General features: G+C 73.5%; 13 protein-coding genes and 1 other RNA gene. 8 read left to right on the forward strand and 6 right to left on the reverse strand.

Annotated elements, in window-relative coordinates; genetic code table 11:
• Nucleotides 1-3: 3 nt before the first annotated feature.
• The 5 genes from ACPOLB_RS04705 to ACPOLB_RS04725 all read left to right on the forward strand — a co-directional run bounded on the left by ACPOLB_RS04705 (nucleotide 4) and on the right by ACPOLB_RS04725 (nucleotide 4,494).
• Nucleotides 4-882, forward strand: a complete 879-nt coding sequence (locus ACPOLB_RS04705) for a 3-keto-5-aminohexanoate cleavage protein (protein ID WP_425260149.1) — start codon at nucleotides 4-6, stop codon at nucleotides 880-882.
• On the forward strand, nucleotides 879-1,367 hold the full coding sequence (locus ACPOLB_RS04710) for a thioesterase family protein (protein WP_425260151.1): 489 nt from the start codon (nucleotides 879-881) through the stop codon (nucleotides 1,365-1,367). Before ACPOLB_RS04705 ends, ACPOLB_RS04710 begins: the two co-directional genes overlap by 4 nt.
• Before the next feature lie 31 nt (nucleotides 1,368-1,398).
• Nucleotides 1,399-2,481, forward strand: coding sequence for an alpha/beta fold hydrolase (locus ACPOLB_RS04715; RefSeq protein ID WP_425260153.1), 1,083 nt, complete (start codon nucleotides 1,399-1,401; stop codon nucleotides 2,479-2,481).
• Between the two features lie 85 nt (nucleotides 2,482-2,566).
• Entirely contained in the window at nucleotides 2,567-3,343 is a 777-nt protein-coding gene (locus ACPOLB_RS04720) for an alpha/beta fold hydrolase (RefSeq protein ID WP_425260154.1), read from the forward strand.
• Nucleotides 3,344-3,414: 71 nt separating this feature from the next.
• Nucleotides 3,415-4,494, forward strand: a complete 1,080-nt coding sequence (locus ACPOLB_RS04725; RefSeq protein ID WP_425260155.1) for a S1C family serine protease — start codon at nucleotides 3,415-3,417, stop codon at nucleotides 4,492-4,494.
• A 4-nt stretch (nucleotides 4,495-4,498) separates the two neighbouring features.
• Here ACPOLB_RS04725 and ACPOLB_RS04730 read toward each other — a convergent pair whose 3' ends face one another.
• A complete protein-coding gene (locus tag ACPOLB_RS04730) occupies nucleotides 4,499-4,639 on the reverse strand; it encodes a hypothetical protein (protein WP_425260156.1) in 141 nt (46 codons plus the stop codon).
• A gap of 623 nt (nucleotides 4,640-5,262) precedes the next feature.
• Here ACPOLB_RS04730 and thrH point away from each other — a divergent pair.
• On the forward strand, nucleotides 5,263-5,880 hold the full coding sequence (gene thrH / locus ACPOLB_RS04735) for a bifunctional phosphoserine phosphatase/homoserine phosphotransferase ThrH (RefSeq protein WP_425260157.1): 618 nt from the start codon (nucleotides 5,263-5,265) through the stop codon (nucleotides 5,878-5,880).
• Between the two features lie 33 nt (nucleotides 5,881-5,913).
• Here thrH and recR read toward each other — a convergent pair whose 3' ends face one another.
• The 3 genes from recR to dnaX form a co-directional block, all read right to left on the reverse strand.
• Nucleotides 5,914-6,501: a recombination mediator RecR gene (gene recR, locus ACPOLB_RS04740; protein ID WP_425260158.1), complete on the reverse strand. Its 588-nt coding sequence runs from the start codon at nucleotides 6,499-6,501 to the stop codon at nucleotides 5,914-5,916.
• Between the two features lie 4 nt (nucleotides 6,502-6,505).
• Nucleotides 6,506-6,832 (reverse strand): YbaB/EbfC family nucleoid-associated protein, encoded by a 327-nt coding sequence (locus tag ACPOLB_RS04745; protein WP_425260159.1) that lies wholly within the window; start codon nucleotides 6,830-6,832, stop codon nucleotides 6,506-6,508.
• Nucleotides 6,833-6,906: 74 nt separating this feature from the next.
• A complete protein-coding gene (gene dnaX, locus ACPOLB_RS04750) occupies nucleotides 6,907-8,679 on the reverse strand; it encodes a DNA polymerase III subunit gamma/tau (RefSeq protein WP_425260160.1) in 1,773 nt (590 codons plus the stop codon).
• Nucleotides 8,680-8,723: 44 nt separating this feature from the next.
• Between dnaX and ACPOLB_RS04755 the strand changes: the two genes are divergently transcribed.
• Both ACPOLB_RS04755 and ffs read left to right on the forward strand, forming a co-directional pair.
• Entirely contained in the window at nucleotides 8,724-9,863 is a 1,140-nt protein-coding gene (locus tag ACPOLB_RS04755) for an AIR synthase-related protein (RefSeq protein WP_425260161.1), read from the forward strand.
• 11 nt (nucleotides 9,864-9,874) lie between these two features.
• An RNA gene (ffs, locus tag ACPOLB_RS04760) (signal recognition particle sRNA small type) lies at nucleotides 9,875-9,972 on the forward strand.
• 40 nt (nucleotides 9,973-10,012) lie between these two features.
• On the opposite strand, the gene ACPOLB_RS04765 is transcribed toward ffs, so the two are convergent.
• On the reverse strand, nucleotides 10,013-12,421 hold the full coding sequence (locus ACPOLB_RS04765; RefSeq protein ID WP_425260162.1) for a protein kinase domain-containing protein: 2,409 nt from the start codon (nucleotides 12,419-12,421) through the stop codon (nucleotides 10,013-10,015).
• A complete protein-coding gene (locus ACPOLB_RS04770) occupies nucleotides 12,418-14,220 on the reverse strand; it encodes a serine/threonine protein kinase (protein WP_425260163.1) in 1,803 nt (600 codons plus the stop codon). Before ACPOLB_RS04770 ends, ACPOLB_RS04765 begins: the two co-directional genes overlap by 4 nt.
• Nucleotides 14,221-14,367 lie beyond the last annotated feature (147 nt).

The raw sequence follows: 14,367 nt of genomic DNA on the forward strand, positions 1-14,367 counted from the left end.
CGAATGAGCAACGCCGACAAGGCCATCCTCACCTGCGCGCTGACCGGCGTGCTCACCAACCCGCAGCAGCACCCGGTGCCGGTGACGCCGCAGCAGATGGCCGCCGAGGCGCGCGACGCCTTCAACGCCGGCGCCAGCATCATGCACGTGCACCTGCGCAGCCAGGAGCCGGGCTACGGCCACATGCCGAGCTGGGACCCCGACGTCGCCGAGGCAGTGGTCGGCGCCATCCGCGACGCCTGCCCCGGTGTCGTCATCAACCTGACGACCGGCGTGGTGGGCAAGGACATCAGCGGCCCGCTGGCCTGCCTGCGGCGCGTGCAGCCCGAGGCCGCGGCCTGCAATGCCGGCAGCCTGAACTACCTGAAGATCAAGGACAACGGCGACTGGGCCTGGCCGCCGATGGTGTTCGACAACCCGGTGGCCAAGATCGAGCAGTTCCTCGCGGTGATGAACGAACTGCACATCCACCCCGAGTTCGAGTGCTTCGACGTCGGCATCGTGCGCAGCGTGGGCATGTACCTGAAGGCCGGCCTGTTCAGCGGCGTGCCCGAGCTGAACTTCGTGATGGGCGTGGCCAGCGGCATGCCCTGCGACGCCGACCTGCTGGCGCTGCTGCCGCGGTACGCGCCTGCCGGCGCGGTGTGGCAGACCACGCTGATCGGCCGTGCCGAGATCTGGCCCGTGCACCAGAAGACCGCCGACCTGGGCGGCATGCTGCGCACGGGGTTGGAAGACACCTTCTACCTGCCCGGCGGCGAACGCGCCACCGGCAACGGCGTGCTGATCGAGGCGCTGGCCCGCTGCGCCCGCAACGCCGGCCGCGAGGTTGCCAGCCCGGCCGAAGCACGCGCCCGCCTGGGCCTGCGCGCCGCGGCATGACGGCACCCGCCGCACCGCACCGCGACGCGGCCGAGCAGGCGCGGCTGCACGCGACCCTGGTCGAACTGTTCGACCAGCGCATCGCGTTCAACGCGCTGCTGGGCGTGCGCGTCGAGGCGCTGGTGCCCGGCGACGTGCGGCTGCGCCTGGACATGCGGCCCGACCTGGTGGGCCACTACCTCTACGGCCGCCTGCACGGCGGCGTGGTCTCGTCGGTGCTCGACGCCGTCGGCGGCCTGGCCCTGATGGTGGCCATCGCCGAGCGCCACCCGGCCGACACCGCGCAGCAGGTGCTGCAGCGCTTCGCCAAGATGGGCACGATCGACCTGCGCGTGGACTTCCTGCGCCCGGGGCTCGGCCGGCACTTCGTCGGCCACGGTGAGGTCACGCGGCTGGGCGGGCGCGTCGGCAGCACGCAGATGCGGCTGCTGAACGACGAAGGCACGCTGATCGCCACCTCCGCCGCGGCCTACGTGGTGGCGTGAGGCCGCCGGGCCGGCGGCGTACAGTGGCGCCATGACGGCTGCCGTGCCACCGCCGCGACCGCTGCCACCGCTGCGGCACGAACTGCGATTCGCCCGCCTGGCCTCGGGCGCGCGCATCGCGTGGGCGCGCAGCGGCCGCGCCCACGCGCCGACGCTGCTGCGGGTGGCGCACTGGATGACGCATGTCGAGATGGACCTGCAGTCGGCGCTGTGGCAGCCCTGGCTGCAACGCCTGGGCCGCGACCTCGACCTCGTGCGCTACGACGAACGCGGCTGCGGCCTGTCCGGCCCCGACGACACGCCGCTCGGCCTGGAGGCCGCGGTCGAGGAAGTGGCCCTCGTGGCCGCCGCGTGCGGCAGTCCGCGCGTGGCACTGCTGGGCATCTCGGGGGCTGCGGCACCGGCCATCGCCTACGCGGCGCGCCACCCGGAGCAGGTGTCGCACCTGGTGCTGGTGGGCGGCTACACGCACGGGCTGCTGCACCGTGGGGCATCGGCCGACCAGCTGGCCTTCCACGAGACCACCACGCGCCTGGTCGAGCTCGGCTGGGGCCGGGCCGACCCCGCGGTGCAGCAGTTCTTCACCACCCGTTTCGTGCCCGATGCCAGCCTGGCCGAGGCCGCGGCGCTGAACGAGCAGCAGCGGCTCAGCTGCGACGGCCGGCGCGCCGCGGCCATCCTGCGCGCGCGGGCGGCGCTGGACGTGCGCGCGCTGGCGCCCCAGGTGCAGGTGCCGACGCTGGTGCTGCACAGCGCCGGCGACACGGTCGTGCCGGTGGAACTGGGCCGCGAACTGGCCGCCGCCATCCCCGGCGCGCGCTTCGAGACGCTGCCCTCGCGCAACCACTACCCGCTGGCCGGCGAGCCGGCGTTCGAGCGCTTCTGCGCGCTCGTCACCGGCTTCGTCAGCGCGGCACCGGCGCGACCGACGCTGACGCCACGCGAGCAGGCGCTGGCCGCCCTGGTGGCCGAGGGGCTGGACAACCTGCAGATCGCCGCCCGACTGGGCCTGGCGGAGAAGACGGTGCGCAACACGCTGTCGCTGCTGTACGCCAAGCTCGGGGTCGAAGGCCGCCCGCAGGCGGTGGCGCGCACGCGGGACCTGCGCTACTGATCTGCCCGGCGTTCGGGACAGCCGTCCCGTGGCGCGGGCGGCGGCGCCGGCCTGCAATCGGGCTCCCCCAACCCGGAGCGCCGCCATGTTCGTCCACCGTCCCGATGCCCGCCTGTTCTCCCTGAGCTTCGGCCAGGGCCCGCTGACCCTGCTGGCGCTCGGCGGCTGGGTCGGCAGCGGCGAGGTCTGGCACGACCTGTTCGGCCACCTGCCGCACTGGCGCTGCGTCAGCCTCGACCACCGCGGCACCGGCGCCAGCACGCACAGCGGGCCGATCAGCATCGACGCCATGGTCGACGACCTGTTCGCGGTGGCCGACGCGCAGCAGGTGGGCCGCTGCATCGTCGCTGCCGAGTCGTCGGGCGCGGGCGTGGTGCTGGAAGCCGCGCTGCGCCAGCCGCAGCGCTTCGCCGGCCTGGTGCTGGTGGGCGCCAGCTGGACGCGACCGGACCCTGGTGCGCAGGACGGATTCATCGCCGCGCTGCGCGCCAACCACGACGCGGCGCTGCGCGGCTTCGCGCAGGCCTGCCTGCCCGAGCCGGGCAGCGCCGACCTGCAGCGCTGGGGCCTGCAGATCCTGCGCCGCGCATCGCTGCCGCATGCCATCGAGCTGCTGCAGTGCCGCGGCGCGCTGCAGGTGCAGGAGCGGCTGGCGCAGGTGCGCCTGCCGGTGCTGGTGGTGCACGGCACCGCCGACGCCATCGTTCCGGCGGACGAGGCCCGCCGCCTGGCCGCGGGGCTGCCCGATGCCGAACTGCGGTTGCTCGACGGGCTCGGCCACGTGCCGATCTTCAGCGCACCGGCCACCGTGGCACGGCTGATCGACCGGCGCTTCACGCAGGCGATGCTGGCGGCGGCTTGAGAAATAGGCAGCCGCACCCACCTGGGCGGATCCGGCTCCGGCCGCACGATGCGCGCACCGCGCCACCCGCCATGCACCACCGACGCCTGCTCCTGTTGCTCGCCGCCGCGCTGGCGGTGCCCCCGCTGCTGCACGCCCGCACCGACGCCGCGCCGCGCGCCGTGGCGCCGCGCGGTGCGCTGGCCGCCGACGAGCAGGCGCACATCGAGCTGTTCCGCCGCACCTCGCCCTCGGTGGTGCACATCACCACGCTGGCGGCGCAGCGCGACTTCTTCTCGCTCAACGTGCAGCAGGTGCCGCGCGGCACCGGCACCGGCTTCGTCTGGGACGACCAGGGCCACATCGTCACGAACTACCACGTCATCCAGGGCGGCAGCGCCGCGCGCGTGACGATGGCCGACCAGAGCACGCACGACGCCGAGCTCGTCGGCGCCTTCCCCGACCGCGACCTGGCCGTGCTGCGCATCCAGGTGCCGCGCGCGAAGCTGCCGCCGATCGCCATCGGCACCAGCCGCGACCTCATCGTCGGCCAGCGGGTCTACGCCATCGGCAACCCGTTCGGCCTGGACCAGACGCTCACCACCGGCATCGTCAGTGCGCTCAACCGCGAGATCGAGTCGTTCAACAGCCGCACCATCCGCGGCGTGATCCAGACCGATGCGGCCATCAACCCCGGCAACTCGGGCGGCCCGCTGCTCGACTCGGCCGGGCGGCTGATCGGCGTCAACACGCAGATCGCCAGCCCGAGCGGCGCCAGCGCCGGCATCGGCTTCGCGATTCCGGTGGACGAGGTCAACCGCATCGTGCCGCGGCTGATCCGCGACGGCCGCTTCGTGCGCCCGGCCCTCGGCGTGACTGCCGGTCCGGCCAATCTGCACCGTGCGCTGGGACTGCCCAAGGGCGTGGCGCTGGTGGGCGTCAGCGCCGACGGGCCGGCCGCGCGCGCCGGCCTGCAGCCCTTCCGACGCGGCCGCAACGGCGACGTGGTGGCCGGCGACGTGATCACGGCCGTCAACGACGAGCCGGTGACCGACCTCGACGACATGCTGGCCAACCTGGAGCGGCGCCAGCCCGGCGACCGCGTGACGCTCACGGTGTGGCGCGACGGCCGCCAGCGCAAGGTGGCGGCGACGCTGGGCAGTTCGGAGTAAGCCGCTAGGGCAGCGACAGCGTGCCGCCGTCGTCGCCGATCAGCGGGCTGTCGGCGCCGAGGTCCTCGGCCGCGGCGAAGGAGCCGGGCGGCGGTGCCGGCGGCAGCGTGGCGGTCGATTCGGGGTCGAACGCCGGCTGGGCCACCACCGGGATGTCGGCGGCCTGCAGGCACCGGCGCCGGCGACAGGGTCGGCACGTCTGCGGGCGGGGGCAGCGCCGGGGCATCGGCCGCCACGGCGCGCGCCTTTTCCACCAGCGACCGCGGCGGCACGCGCGGCTTCTGACGCGGCGGCGCCGGCGGCAGCGGCATCGCGCGCCAGCCGTCGCCCCAGCCCGAGGCGGCACCACCCAGCGGCTGCACCGGAATCTTCTCGACCACGCCACCTTGCGTGTCGGCGATCAGCACGCCCTGCGACACCGAGTTCGCGGCCACCGCGCGGCCGAAACGGCGCACGTGGTCCAGGTCGCTGTGCCAGATCTGCCCCTGGGGCGACAGGCGGCCGCGGCTGTCGCGCACGATCTCGACCACGCGGAACAGTTCCGGCGCCTTGCGCTGGCGCTGGGCCAGCTTCTGCGACAGCGTCTGCAGCAGGGCCGAACCGGTCAGGGAAAGCTTGTCGTCGTCGGGCATCGCGGCGGGGGAATGGAGTGGCGTGCCCGCGCAGGCGCACACACGCGCGGGGTTCTCGTCGTTATCGGCACCCGGCGACCGGACCTGAGCCGGCCGCCGGGCTGCCGCGCCGGTGGGCTGGGCGACAATCGCCGCCATGCACATCGTCTGCCTCGACCTCGAAGGCGTGCTGGTCCCCGAGATCTGGATCGCCTTCTCGGAACGCACCGGCATTGCCGACTTCCGCCGCACCACGCGCGACGAGCCCGACTACGACCGGCTCATGCGCTTCCGTCTCGACCTGCTGCGCCGCCACGGGCTGAAGCTGGCCGACATCCAGGCCGTGATCGCCGGCATGGCGCCGATGGACGGCGCCCGCGCGTTCCTCGACGGCCTGCGCAGCCGCTACCAGGTGATCATCCTGTCGGACACCTTCTACGAGTTCGCCGACCCGCTGATGCAGCAACTGGGCCGCCCCACGCTGTTCTGCCACCGGCTGGAGACCGACGCCGAGGGCTTCGTTGCGGCCTACCACCTGCGCCAGCCGAACCAGAAATTCCACGCCGTGAACGCGCTGAAGGCGCTGAACTACCGGGTCATCGCCGCGGGCGACAGCTACAACGACACCGGCATGCTGGGCGCCGCCGACGCGGGCTTCTTCATCCACCCGCCCGAGAGCATCGTGGCGCAGTTCCCGCAATTCCCGGTGCACCGCGACTACGCGTCGCTGCGGGCGGCGATCGACGCCGCCGCGGCTGGGCTGCAGGCCGGCTGATTCGTCGCGCCCGGGCGGCCCGGCCCCGCCTGCTCAGCGCCGGTCCACCAGCGCGTGGGCGATGGTGCCGAGGTCCACGTATTCCAGCTCGCTGCCGGCGGGCACGCCGCGCGCCAGCCGGGTCACGCGCAGGCCGCGTGCGCGCAACGCCTGCGACAGCGCGTGCGCCGTCACCTCGCCCTCGGCGGTGAAGCTGGTGGCCAGAATGACTTCCTCGACCACGCCATCGGTGGCGCGCTCCAGCAGTTCGGCTGCGCCGATCTGGCTGGCGCCCACGCCGTCGAGCGGACTGATGCGGCCCATTAGCACGAAGTACAGGCCCTTGAAGCTGCCGCTGCGTTCCAGCGCCGCCTGGTCGGCAGGGGTCTCCACCACGCACAGCAGCCGTGCGTCGCGCGCCGGGTCGCTGCAGGTGCCGCACACGGGCAGCCCGGTGAAGGTGTGGCAGCGCGCGCAGTGGTGCATGTGCTCCACCGCCTCGTCGAGTGCGCGGGCCAGCCGGCGCGCACCGTCGCGGTCGTGCTGCAGCAGGTGGAAGGCCAGCCGCTGCGCCGACTTCACGCCCACGCCGGGCAGGCGGCGCAGGGCGTCGATCAAGCCCTCGAGGGCGGGCTCGGCCATGCGTTCAGAACGGGAACTTCATGCCCGGCGGCATCGGCATGCCGGCGGTGAGCTTGCCCATCTTCTCGGCGCTGACCTCGTCGGCCCGGCGCACGCCGTCGTTGAAGGCAGCGGCGACCAGGTCCTCGAGCATGTCCTTGTCGTCGGCGAGCAGGCTGGGGTCGATGGTGATGCGGCGCACGTCGTGCTTGCACGTCATCACCACCTTCACCAGGCCTGCGCCCGACTGGCCTTCGACTTCCATCTGCGCCAGCTCGTCCTGGGCGCGCTTCATGTTGTCCTGCATCGCCTGGGCCTGCTTCATCAGGCCGGCGAGTTGCCCCTTCATCATGGTGTGTCCTTTCGCGGCGCAGCCTGCGGCGCCTTCAGCGGGAGATTATCGGTGCTGCCCCGGGGTGGCCCGGTTCAGACCGGCTTGATCGACCCCGGCACGATGCGGGCCGTCTTGAACTGGTCCATCAGCGCCAGCACCACGGGGTCGCTGCGGATCAGCTGCTCGGCCGCGGCCTGGCGCCGCGTGCGCTCGACGGCATCGCGCTTGGCCGGCGTGTCGTCGGCGCTGCCGGCCTCGATCTGCAGGTCGACGGCGGCCCCGAGTTCGGCCGACATCGCGGCGGCGAGCTTGTCGCGCAGCGCCGGCGAGCGCAGCGTCTCGCGCTCGACCAGCAGGCACCAGCGCTGCGGCGTGGCGGTGTCGTCCACCGCGGTCAGCCCGGCCTGCCAGGCCAGCTCGCGCACCAGTGCCACGATGCTGCCCTGCGCGGCCAGGCGCTGCACCAGCGCCTGCCAGCGGTCGCCGAGCGCTGTGGGCGCTGTGGGCGCTGCGGACGGCGGCGCCACGGCGGCGACTGCAACGATGGCTGCGGGCGGCTCCGGTTCGGCAGCGCGCACGGCGGCTGGCGCAGGAACGGGAACCGGCGCAGGCGCCGGAACCGGCTCCGGCGCGGGCGCAGGCTGCATCGCTGCGCGCGGCGCAGCGGGCGGTGCCGTCGGCAGCGGCACCGCCAGCGTCGCGGCAGCGGGCGCGGGCGCGCGCAGCGGCGCGGCACGCGGTGCGGGCGCCGGGCGCGGCGCACCGCCGGCCGGCGGGAAGGCCAGCAGGCGCAGCAGCACCATCGTCAGCGCACCGTACTCGTCGCTCATCAGTGCCAGCTCGCCCCGGCCATGCAGCACGATGCTGTAGAGCAGCTGCGTCTCGTCGGGCGGCAGCACCGCCGCCAGGCGCACGGCATCGGCAGCGTCGGCGTCGTGCGGGTCCAGCGCGCCGGGCACGGCCTGCTCCACGGCCATCTGCTGCAGCAGCGTGGCCATCTCCTCCAGCGTGCCGCTGGCCGACAGGCCCAGGCCGCGCAGCGCGTCCACCGCAGCGAGCACGGCGGCGCCGTCGCGGCGCGCGAGCGCATCCACCAGCGTGCGCGCATGGCTGCGGTCGACGCTGCCGAGCATCGCGCGCACCACGGCCTCGTCGAGCCGACCGCCGCCGTAGGCGATGGCCTGGTCGGTGAGGGACAGCGCGTCGCGCATCGAACCCCGTGCAGCCCGCGACACCAGGCGCAGCGAGCCCTCGTCGAAGCCCACGCCCTCGGCAGGCAGCACCTGCGCCAGGTAGGCCTGCACGGTCTCGGGGGCCATGGGCCGCAGGTTGAACTGCAGGCAGCGGCTGAGCACCGTGGGCAGCATCTTCTCCGGGTCGGTGGTGGCCAGCACGAACTTCAGGTAGTCGGGCGGCTCCTCCAGCGTCTTCAGCAGCGCGTTGAAGGCGTCCTTCGTGAGCTGGTGGGCCTCGTCGATCATGAAGACCTTGAAGCGGCCCACGCCCGGCTTGTAGGCCGCGCGCTCGATCAGGTCGCGGATCTCGTCGATGCTGCGGTTGCTGGCCGCGTCGAGCTCGATGTAGTCGATGTAGCGGTCGGCGTCGATCTCGGTGCAGGCCTGGCAGACGCCGCAAGGGTGGGCGGTGACGCCGCCCTGCCCGTCGGCACCGGTGCAGTTCAGGCTCTTGGCGAGGATGCGGCTGACGGTGGTCTTGCCGATGCCGCGCGTGCCGGTGAAGAGGTACGCATGGTGCAGGCGGTTCTGTTCCAGCGCATTCGTCAGGGCCCGCACCACGTGTTCCTGGCCGACCATCTGGTCGAAGCTCTTCGGCCGGTACTTGCGTGCGAGAACGACATAGCTCATGGCGACGGATTCTACGGAGTGGGCCCAGGGGATAATCCGCGCCCATGCAAGCACCCGCCGCCCCTTCGCCCGCCCCATCTGCCGCCACCCCGCTCAGCTACGAACAGGCCGGCGTGGTCTACGACCTGATCGACCCGCTGAAGGTGGCCGCGCAGCGCGCCGCCGCCGCCACCGCCACGCACCTCGGCAGCCACGGGTTCAGCGAGGTGGCGGCGTCGCGCGGCGAGTCGGCCTACGTGCTCGACGTCGGTCCCTTCTACCTGGCCAGCATCGTCGAGTGCCTCGGCAGCAAGGCCCTGGTGGCCGACGAGATGCAGCGCCTCACGGGCCGCAGCCACTACGCCGGCATCGCGCAGGACACCATCGCGATGGCGATCAACGACCTCATCACGGTGGGCGCGACGCCACTGGTGGTGCAGGCCTACTGGGCCGCGGGCGGCAGCGACTGGTTTGCCGACAACGACCGCGCGCAGGCGCTGGTGGCCGGCTGGAAGGCGGCATGCGACACCTGCAAGGTGGCCTGGGGCGGCGGCGAGACGCCGGCGCTGGCCGGCATCGTCGAGGCCGGGCGCATCGACCTGGCGGCGTCGTGCACCGGCATCGTCAGCCCCAAGCAGCGGCTGTCGCTGGGCGACGCGCTGGCACCGGGCGACGCCATCGTGCTGCTGGCCAGCAGCGGCATCCACGCCAACGGCCTGAGCCTCGCGCGCAAGCTGGTGGAACGCCTGCCGCAGGGCTACCTGACCGAAGTCGCTCCCGGCCTGCGCTACGGCGAGGCGCTGCTGGCGCCGACCATGCTGTATTCCCCTGTGACCGAGGCGCTGTGGGCGGCCGGCATCGGCGTGCACTACGCCGCCAACATCACCGGCCACGGCTGGCGCAAGCTGCTGCGCCACCCGAAGGCGCTGACCTACCGCATCGACGCCGTGCCGGCCGTGCCGCCGGTGCTGCAGTTCATCCAGGCCCAGGCCGGCCAAGGCAACGAAGAAGCCTACGGCACGCTGAACATGGGTGCGGGATTCGCGCTCTTCGTGGCGGCGGCCGACGCCGAGCGCACCGTGGCCATCGCCCGCGCGCAGGGCGTCGAGGCCCTGGTGGCCGGGCGCGTGGAAGCGGGCGAGAAGCAGTTGCTGATCGAGCCGCTCGGCGTCCGCTTCGGAGCCGACGCCCTGCACCTCCGGTAGAATGCGCCGCTGACGGGCCTCCCCGCATGGAAGCGCGCCCAACCGGGTCAGGTGGGGAACCAAGCAGCCCTTAGCGTTGCAACCAGTGCCGGGGGTAAGGCTCGTCACCTTCGACGACCGAAGTCGTCGTCGACGGCGGATGCCGGGCCTCAGGTGCCGGCGCCGCTCTGCCGGAAGGCCATCACGGCCTGGTTGCGCAGAGTGCGCAACAGCGACAGTTCCTTCTCGCCCAGCACCAGCGAGCCAGGCACCGCCTTGTCGGCGTAGATCAGCGCGAACGGCGCGCTCTTCATCGCCATCGGCAGCAGCAGGAACGACGGCGCGTTCACCCCCTCGCGGTACCAGGCCGGCAGGCGGCTGGCGATGTTGGCGCTGGACGTGTCGGCGATCAGCGTGTCCACGCCCTTGGCGCAGACCGCGGTGAACAGGTCGGGCAGGCCCTGGGGCTTGAGCGGCACCCTGAAGACCTTGCTGACGGGGCCGGCGGCGTCCCCCAGGCCGAAGCGTCCGGTCAGGGTCTCGGTCTTGGGGTCGCGCAGGCAGAAGACGATGCGGCGGAAGCCGAGCGCGCGGTACATGGTCTCCAGCACCATGCGCAGCACTTCGTTGAGCTTGAAGTTGTCGGCCACCATGCTGTTGGTGATGTCCTGGATGCCGGCGGCGAGCAGCTCGGCCATCGGCGGACCAGCGGCGGCTGCCGCACCAGGCTGCGACGCCTGCGCGGCGTCGAGCACCAGCGTCGGCTGCAGCTGGTGGCCGGCGAGCGAGTCCATCACCGGGTCGGCCCCGCGTTCGTTCACCAGCAGCCTGCGGGCCTGGCTGCCCGGCGCCATCTGCAGGCCCATGGCCTGGGTCAGCTGCGCCAGGCGCGGACGCGCGGCGTCGACGGCGGCGGCGATGTCGCGCGCCGGCAGGCCGAGCACGGCGGCGAAGCGCTCGCCGATCTCCGCCAGCTTGCGCCGCAGGGTCTCGCCCTCGTGGGCCAGCAGCGCGTCGACGATCTCGTTGCCGGCGCGGCCGGCCCAGCGCTGGCGTTCCACGCCCTTGTCCACCGCGCGCGACGGCGCGTCGCCGCCGGGCGCGCGCATCGAGCGCTGCAGCGTCTCGGGCAGGCCCCAGCTCTTGGCAATGGCCACACCCAGCTCCTCGAAGCCGATGCCCAGCACCTGCGCCGACACCTTCTCGCGCTGCGCGGCGCTGCCCTCGTGGGCCGGCAGCTGCTGGCGGATCTGCAGCGCCTCCTCGGGAAAGTAGTACTCGGTGAGCAGGCGGCCGAGGTTCTGGAACATCGAGCCCAGGAAGGCTTCTTCGCCGTCGCGTGCGTTCGGCGTCAGTTCGTCGGCCAGCGTGCCGGCCATCAGCGCGCGCAGGAATTCCTCGCGCAGCAGCTGGGCGTGGGCCTTGTCGCGCATGTGCTCCATCAGCACCAGCGACAACGCCATGTTGCGGATGCCGGCAAAGCCCACCAGCGCCACCGCCCGCGAGACCGTGCTCACGGCGCCACCCGACTGGCTGAAGTGCGCGGTGTTGACCATGCGCAGCAGCTTGTTGGTGAGTGCCACGTCCTTCAGGATCTCGGCCGACAGGCTGGCGAGGTTCTCGGTCTCGGAGGTGGCCACCTTCTGGATGCGGCCGACCGAATCCGAAAGCGCCGGGAAGTCGCCCTTGTTGCGCATGCGGCGCAGCAGGAAGTCGAGCGTGCCGTGGCCGGCCGCGGCGTCGTCGGCGGCCTCGGGCTGCGCCCAGGCCACCAGCGCGTCGTGCATGGCCTGCGCGCTCGGGTAGCGCTGGGCCGGCTCGCGCTCCAGCGCGCGCTGCACGATGGCGCGCAGCTTGTCGTCCACCACCACGTCGCCGGGCAGCAGCATCGGCTCGTGCTGCACCCGCTGCAGGGCGCGCATCGGGTCGGGCTCGCGCAGCAGGCGGCGGCCGCACAGCAGTTCCGCCAGCACCACGCCGGCGGAGAACACGTCCATCGCGGGCGTCGGCGCGGCCGCACGGGCGGCTTCGGGCGACAGGTAGCCCGGCGTGCCGACGATGCCGATCGGGTCGGTGCGCGACACCCCGGGGCTGCCGCCAGCCAGCCGTGCGGCGATGCCGAAGTCCATCACGCGGGCGCGGCCGTCGCTGCCCATCAGCAGGTTCGACGGCTTCAGGTCGCGGTGCACGATGCCCTGTGCCTGCGCCGCGGCCAGCGCCGACAGCACGCCCAGCATCAGCGTCACCGCATCGCGGGCGGGCCAGGCGCCGCGCTGGCGCATGGCTTCGGCCAGCGTCGGTCCGGGCACGTACTCGAACACCAGCCAGGCCTGCGTGCCCTGCTGGTCGGCCTCGAACACCGGCACGATGTGCGGATGCGTCAGGCGGCTGACCGCGCGCGCCTCGTGCAGCCACTGGCTCACGGACTGCGCATCGGTCGACGGGTTCAGACTCTTCAGCGCGACGTCGCGGTCCAGCCGCGGGTCGTGCGCCAGCCAGACGGTGGCCTGCGCGCCGCGGCCCAGCACGCGCTTGAGCTCGAAGCGGCCCAGGCGCTGGGCGGCGCCGGCGGCGTTCATCGGGCCGCCCGTGCCGCGGCGGCCGCCCGCAGGCCGCCGGGCGGCAGCGGTTCGGCGCGCCGGGCGGTGTCGGGCGCGGCCGGGCTGCCATCGGTGGGCGGCGGCGCCGTGGCGGCCGAGATGCTGCCCTGCGCGGGCGCCTGCAGCGCCGCCTGCAGGTCCTTCAGCGTGAAGCCGAGCACGCGGCCGTAGCGGTTCACGACCCGCTGCAGCGCCGCCGGCACCGCCGGCGCGGGCAGCGCCATGCAGTCGACAGCCTCGTTGGCGGCGCTGCCGCTGAGCCGGATCAGGTCGTCGTCGCTGTCGCCGTGGCGCACCGGCACGGCGACCGGCAGCCGGCGGATCATGTGCAGCACGCTGTCGTCCAGGCCCCAGTGCCGCGCCACCGCGGCGCCGATGGACTCGATGTCGGCGCCGAGCACGGCGAATGCCGCGCCCTCTTCCGTCATGCCGGGCTCGTCGGGTTCGCCGGCCCGAGGGCTGGGTGCCGGCTGCATCAGGCGGCGGATCTGCGCGGCCTCGTCGGCGAAGTGGTACTGCACCACCAGGCGACCCAGGTTCTGCAGCAACGTGACGAGATAGACCACCTCGCCGTCGTAGCCGGCGGGCCGCAGCGCCAGCGCCACGCGGCCGGCGCGCTTGATGCGCGTGACGAGCTGGTCCAGCGTGGCGGCACCCGCCTCGTTCAGCGGGCCGGGCCAGGGCCGCAGCGCCAGGGCCGCGCGGCGCACGCCTTCCAGGCCCAGCATCGCGATCGCGCGGCGCACGGTCAGCACCGGGCCGTTGCCCGACACCTGCCCGCCGCGCACCTGCGCGGTGTTCACCGCGCGCAGCAGTTCGAACGCCAGCGCCAGGTCGTTGAGCACCACGTCGGCCAGCGCGCTGGTGTGCTGCGTCTCCATCCGCGCCAGCCGCGCCGCCTGCTGCGCAGCGCCGGGCTGCGACGGCAGCACGCCGGCGGCCCGCAGCTTGTCCTGCAGCAGCGCCAGCGGTCCGCTGGCGCCGCCGGCCTCGATCTGCAGCCAGCCTTCCAGCGCGCGGGCCAGCGTGCGTGCGTTGCGGTAGCGCTGGCGCTCCTGGCGGTCGGTGGCGCGGTTGGCGATGGCGCGCAGGGGCTCGGGCAGCGGCTGCGGCAGCGTCCAGGGAAGGCGCACGATCTCGCGGCCCGCAGGCGGCAGGCGGTCGATGACCTGGCCGGTGTCGGGCTCGTCGAGCGCCGGCGTGCCGACCAGCACCTGGTGCAGCAGGAGGCCCAGCGCCAGCACGTCGCGCTGGGCCGCGTCGCGCTGCGCGCGCAGCGCGCCGGGCTCGATGCCGGCCTGGTCGACCGGTGCCTCGCTGGCCACTTCCAGGCCCGCCAGGCGCACGCGGCCGTCGTCGTCCAGCAGCAGCAGGTAGGGCTGCAGGTCGTGGTGCCCGACGCCCCCCTCGTGCGCGAACGCCAGGCCTTCGGCGGCCTGCATGATCCGCGTGGCGGCATCGACGGCCGCCATGCCCTTGCCCGACAGGCGGTCGGCCAGCGGCGCCAGGCCGTGTGCGTCGTAGGCCGCGTAGGGCCAGCCGTCCTGCACGCCGATCTCGACCGCGGGTGCCAGCGCCGGGTGGCTCAGGCGGGCGGCACGGTGCACGGCCTGCGCCCAGCGCTCCATGGCGGCCGTGCCCACGGGCTGCACGCGGGGCAGGACGATGAAGTACTCGGCGCCGGGCCGGCCGGAGCCGCCTTCGGCCTGCACCACCAGCCAGGCCATCGTGCGCGCACTCTTGCCGAGCAGACGCAGCAGTTGGTAGCGGCCGAACATGCGGACGGCCTTCGGCTGTGGCGCCGCAGTCGCGTTGTCAGAGGTGACCTGGATCGACATATCACCCCGATTGGAACTCCAGCGGCCACGCGCCGGTGCACGGAACAGCGGCGGAAAGCGGCCCCAGTTCACGTTCGGCAGATGCGT

Origin of the sequence: Rubrivivax soli (assembly GCF_049810355.1) — a bacterium.
Classification (GTDB): domain Bacteria; phylum Pseudomonadota; class Gammaproteobacteria; order Burkholderiales; family Burkholderiaceae_C; genus Rubrivivax.

What these genes read in the sequence shown, in the direction of transcription:
- ACPOLB_RS04705 (WP_425260149.1), top strand. Translation starts at nt 4, where the DNA reads ATGAGCAACGCCGACAAGGCCATCCTCACCTGCGCGCTGACCGGCGTG.
- ACPOLB_RS04710 (WP_425260151.1), top strand. Translation starts at nt 879, where the DNA reads ATGACGGCACCCGCCGCACCGCACCGCGACGCGGCCGAGCAGGCGCGG.
- ACPOLB_RS04765 (WP_425260162.1), bottom strand. Translation starts at nt 12,421, where the DNA reads ATGAACGCCGCCGGCGCCGCCCAGCGCCTGGGCCGCTTCGAGCTCAAG.
- ACPOLB_RS04755 (WP_425260161.1), top strand. Translation starts at nt 8,724, where the DNA reads ATGCAAGCACCCGCCGCCCCTTCGCCCGCCCCATCTGCCGCCACCCCG.
- ACPOLB_RS04720 (WP_425260154.1), top strand. Translation starts at nt 2,567, where the DNA reads ATGTTCGTCCACCGTCCCGATGCCCGCCTGTTCTCCCTGAGCTTCGGC.
- dnaX (WP_425260160.1), bottom strand. Translation starts at nt 8,679, where the DNA reads ATGAGCTATGTCGTTCTCGCACGCAAGTACCGGCCGAAGAGCTTCGAC.
- ACPOLB_RS04770 (WP_425260163.1), bottom strand. Translation starts at nt 14,220, where the DNA reads ATGTTCGGCCGCTACCAACTGCTGCGTCTGCTCGGCAAGAGTGCGCGC.
- ACPOLB_RS04715 (WP_425260153.1), top strand. Translation starts at nt 1,399, where the DNA reads ATGACGGCTGCCGTGCCACCGCCGCGACCGCTGCCACCGCTGCGGCAC.
- thrH (WP_425260157.1), top strand. Translation starts at nt 5,263, where the DNA reads ATGCACATCGTCTGCCTCGACCTCGAAGGCGTGCTGGTCCCCGAGATC.
- ACPOLB_RS04725 (WP_425260155.1), top strand. Translation starts at nt 3,415, where the DNA reads ATGCACCACCGACGCCTGCTCCTGTTGCTCGCCGCCGCGCTGGCGGTG.
- ACPOLB_RS04745 (WP_425260159.1), bottom strand. Translation starts at nt 6,832, where the DNA reads ATGATGAAGGGGCAACTCGCCGGCCTGATGAAGCAGGCCCAGGCGATG.
- recR (WP_425260158.1), bottom strand. Translation starts at nt 6,501, where the DNA reads ATGGCCGAGCCCGCCCTCGAGGGCTTGATCGACGCCCTGCGCCGCCTG.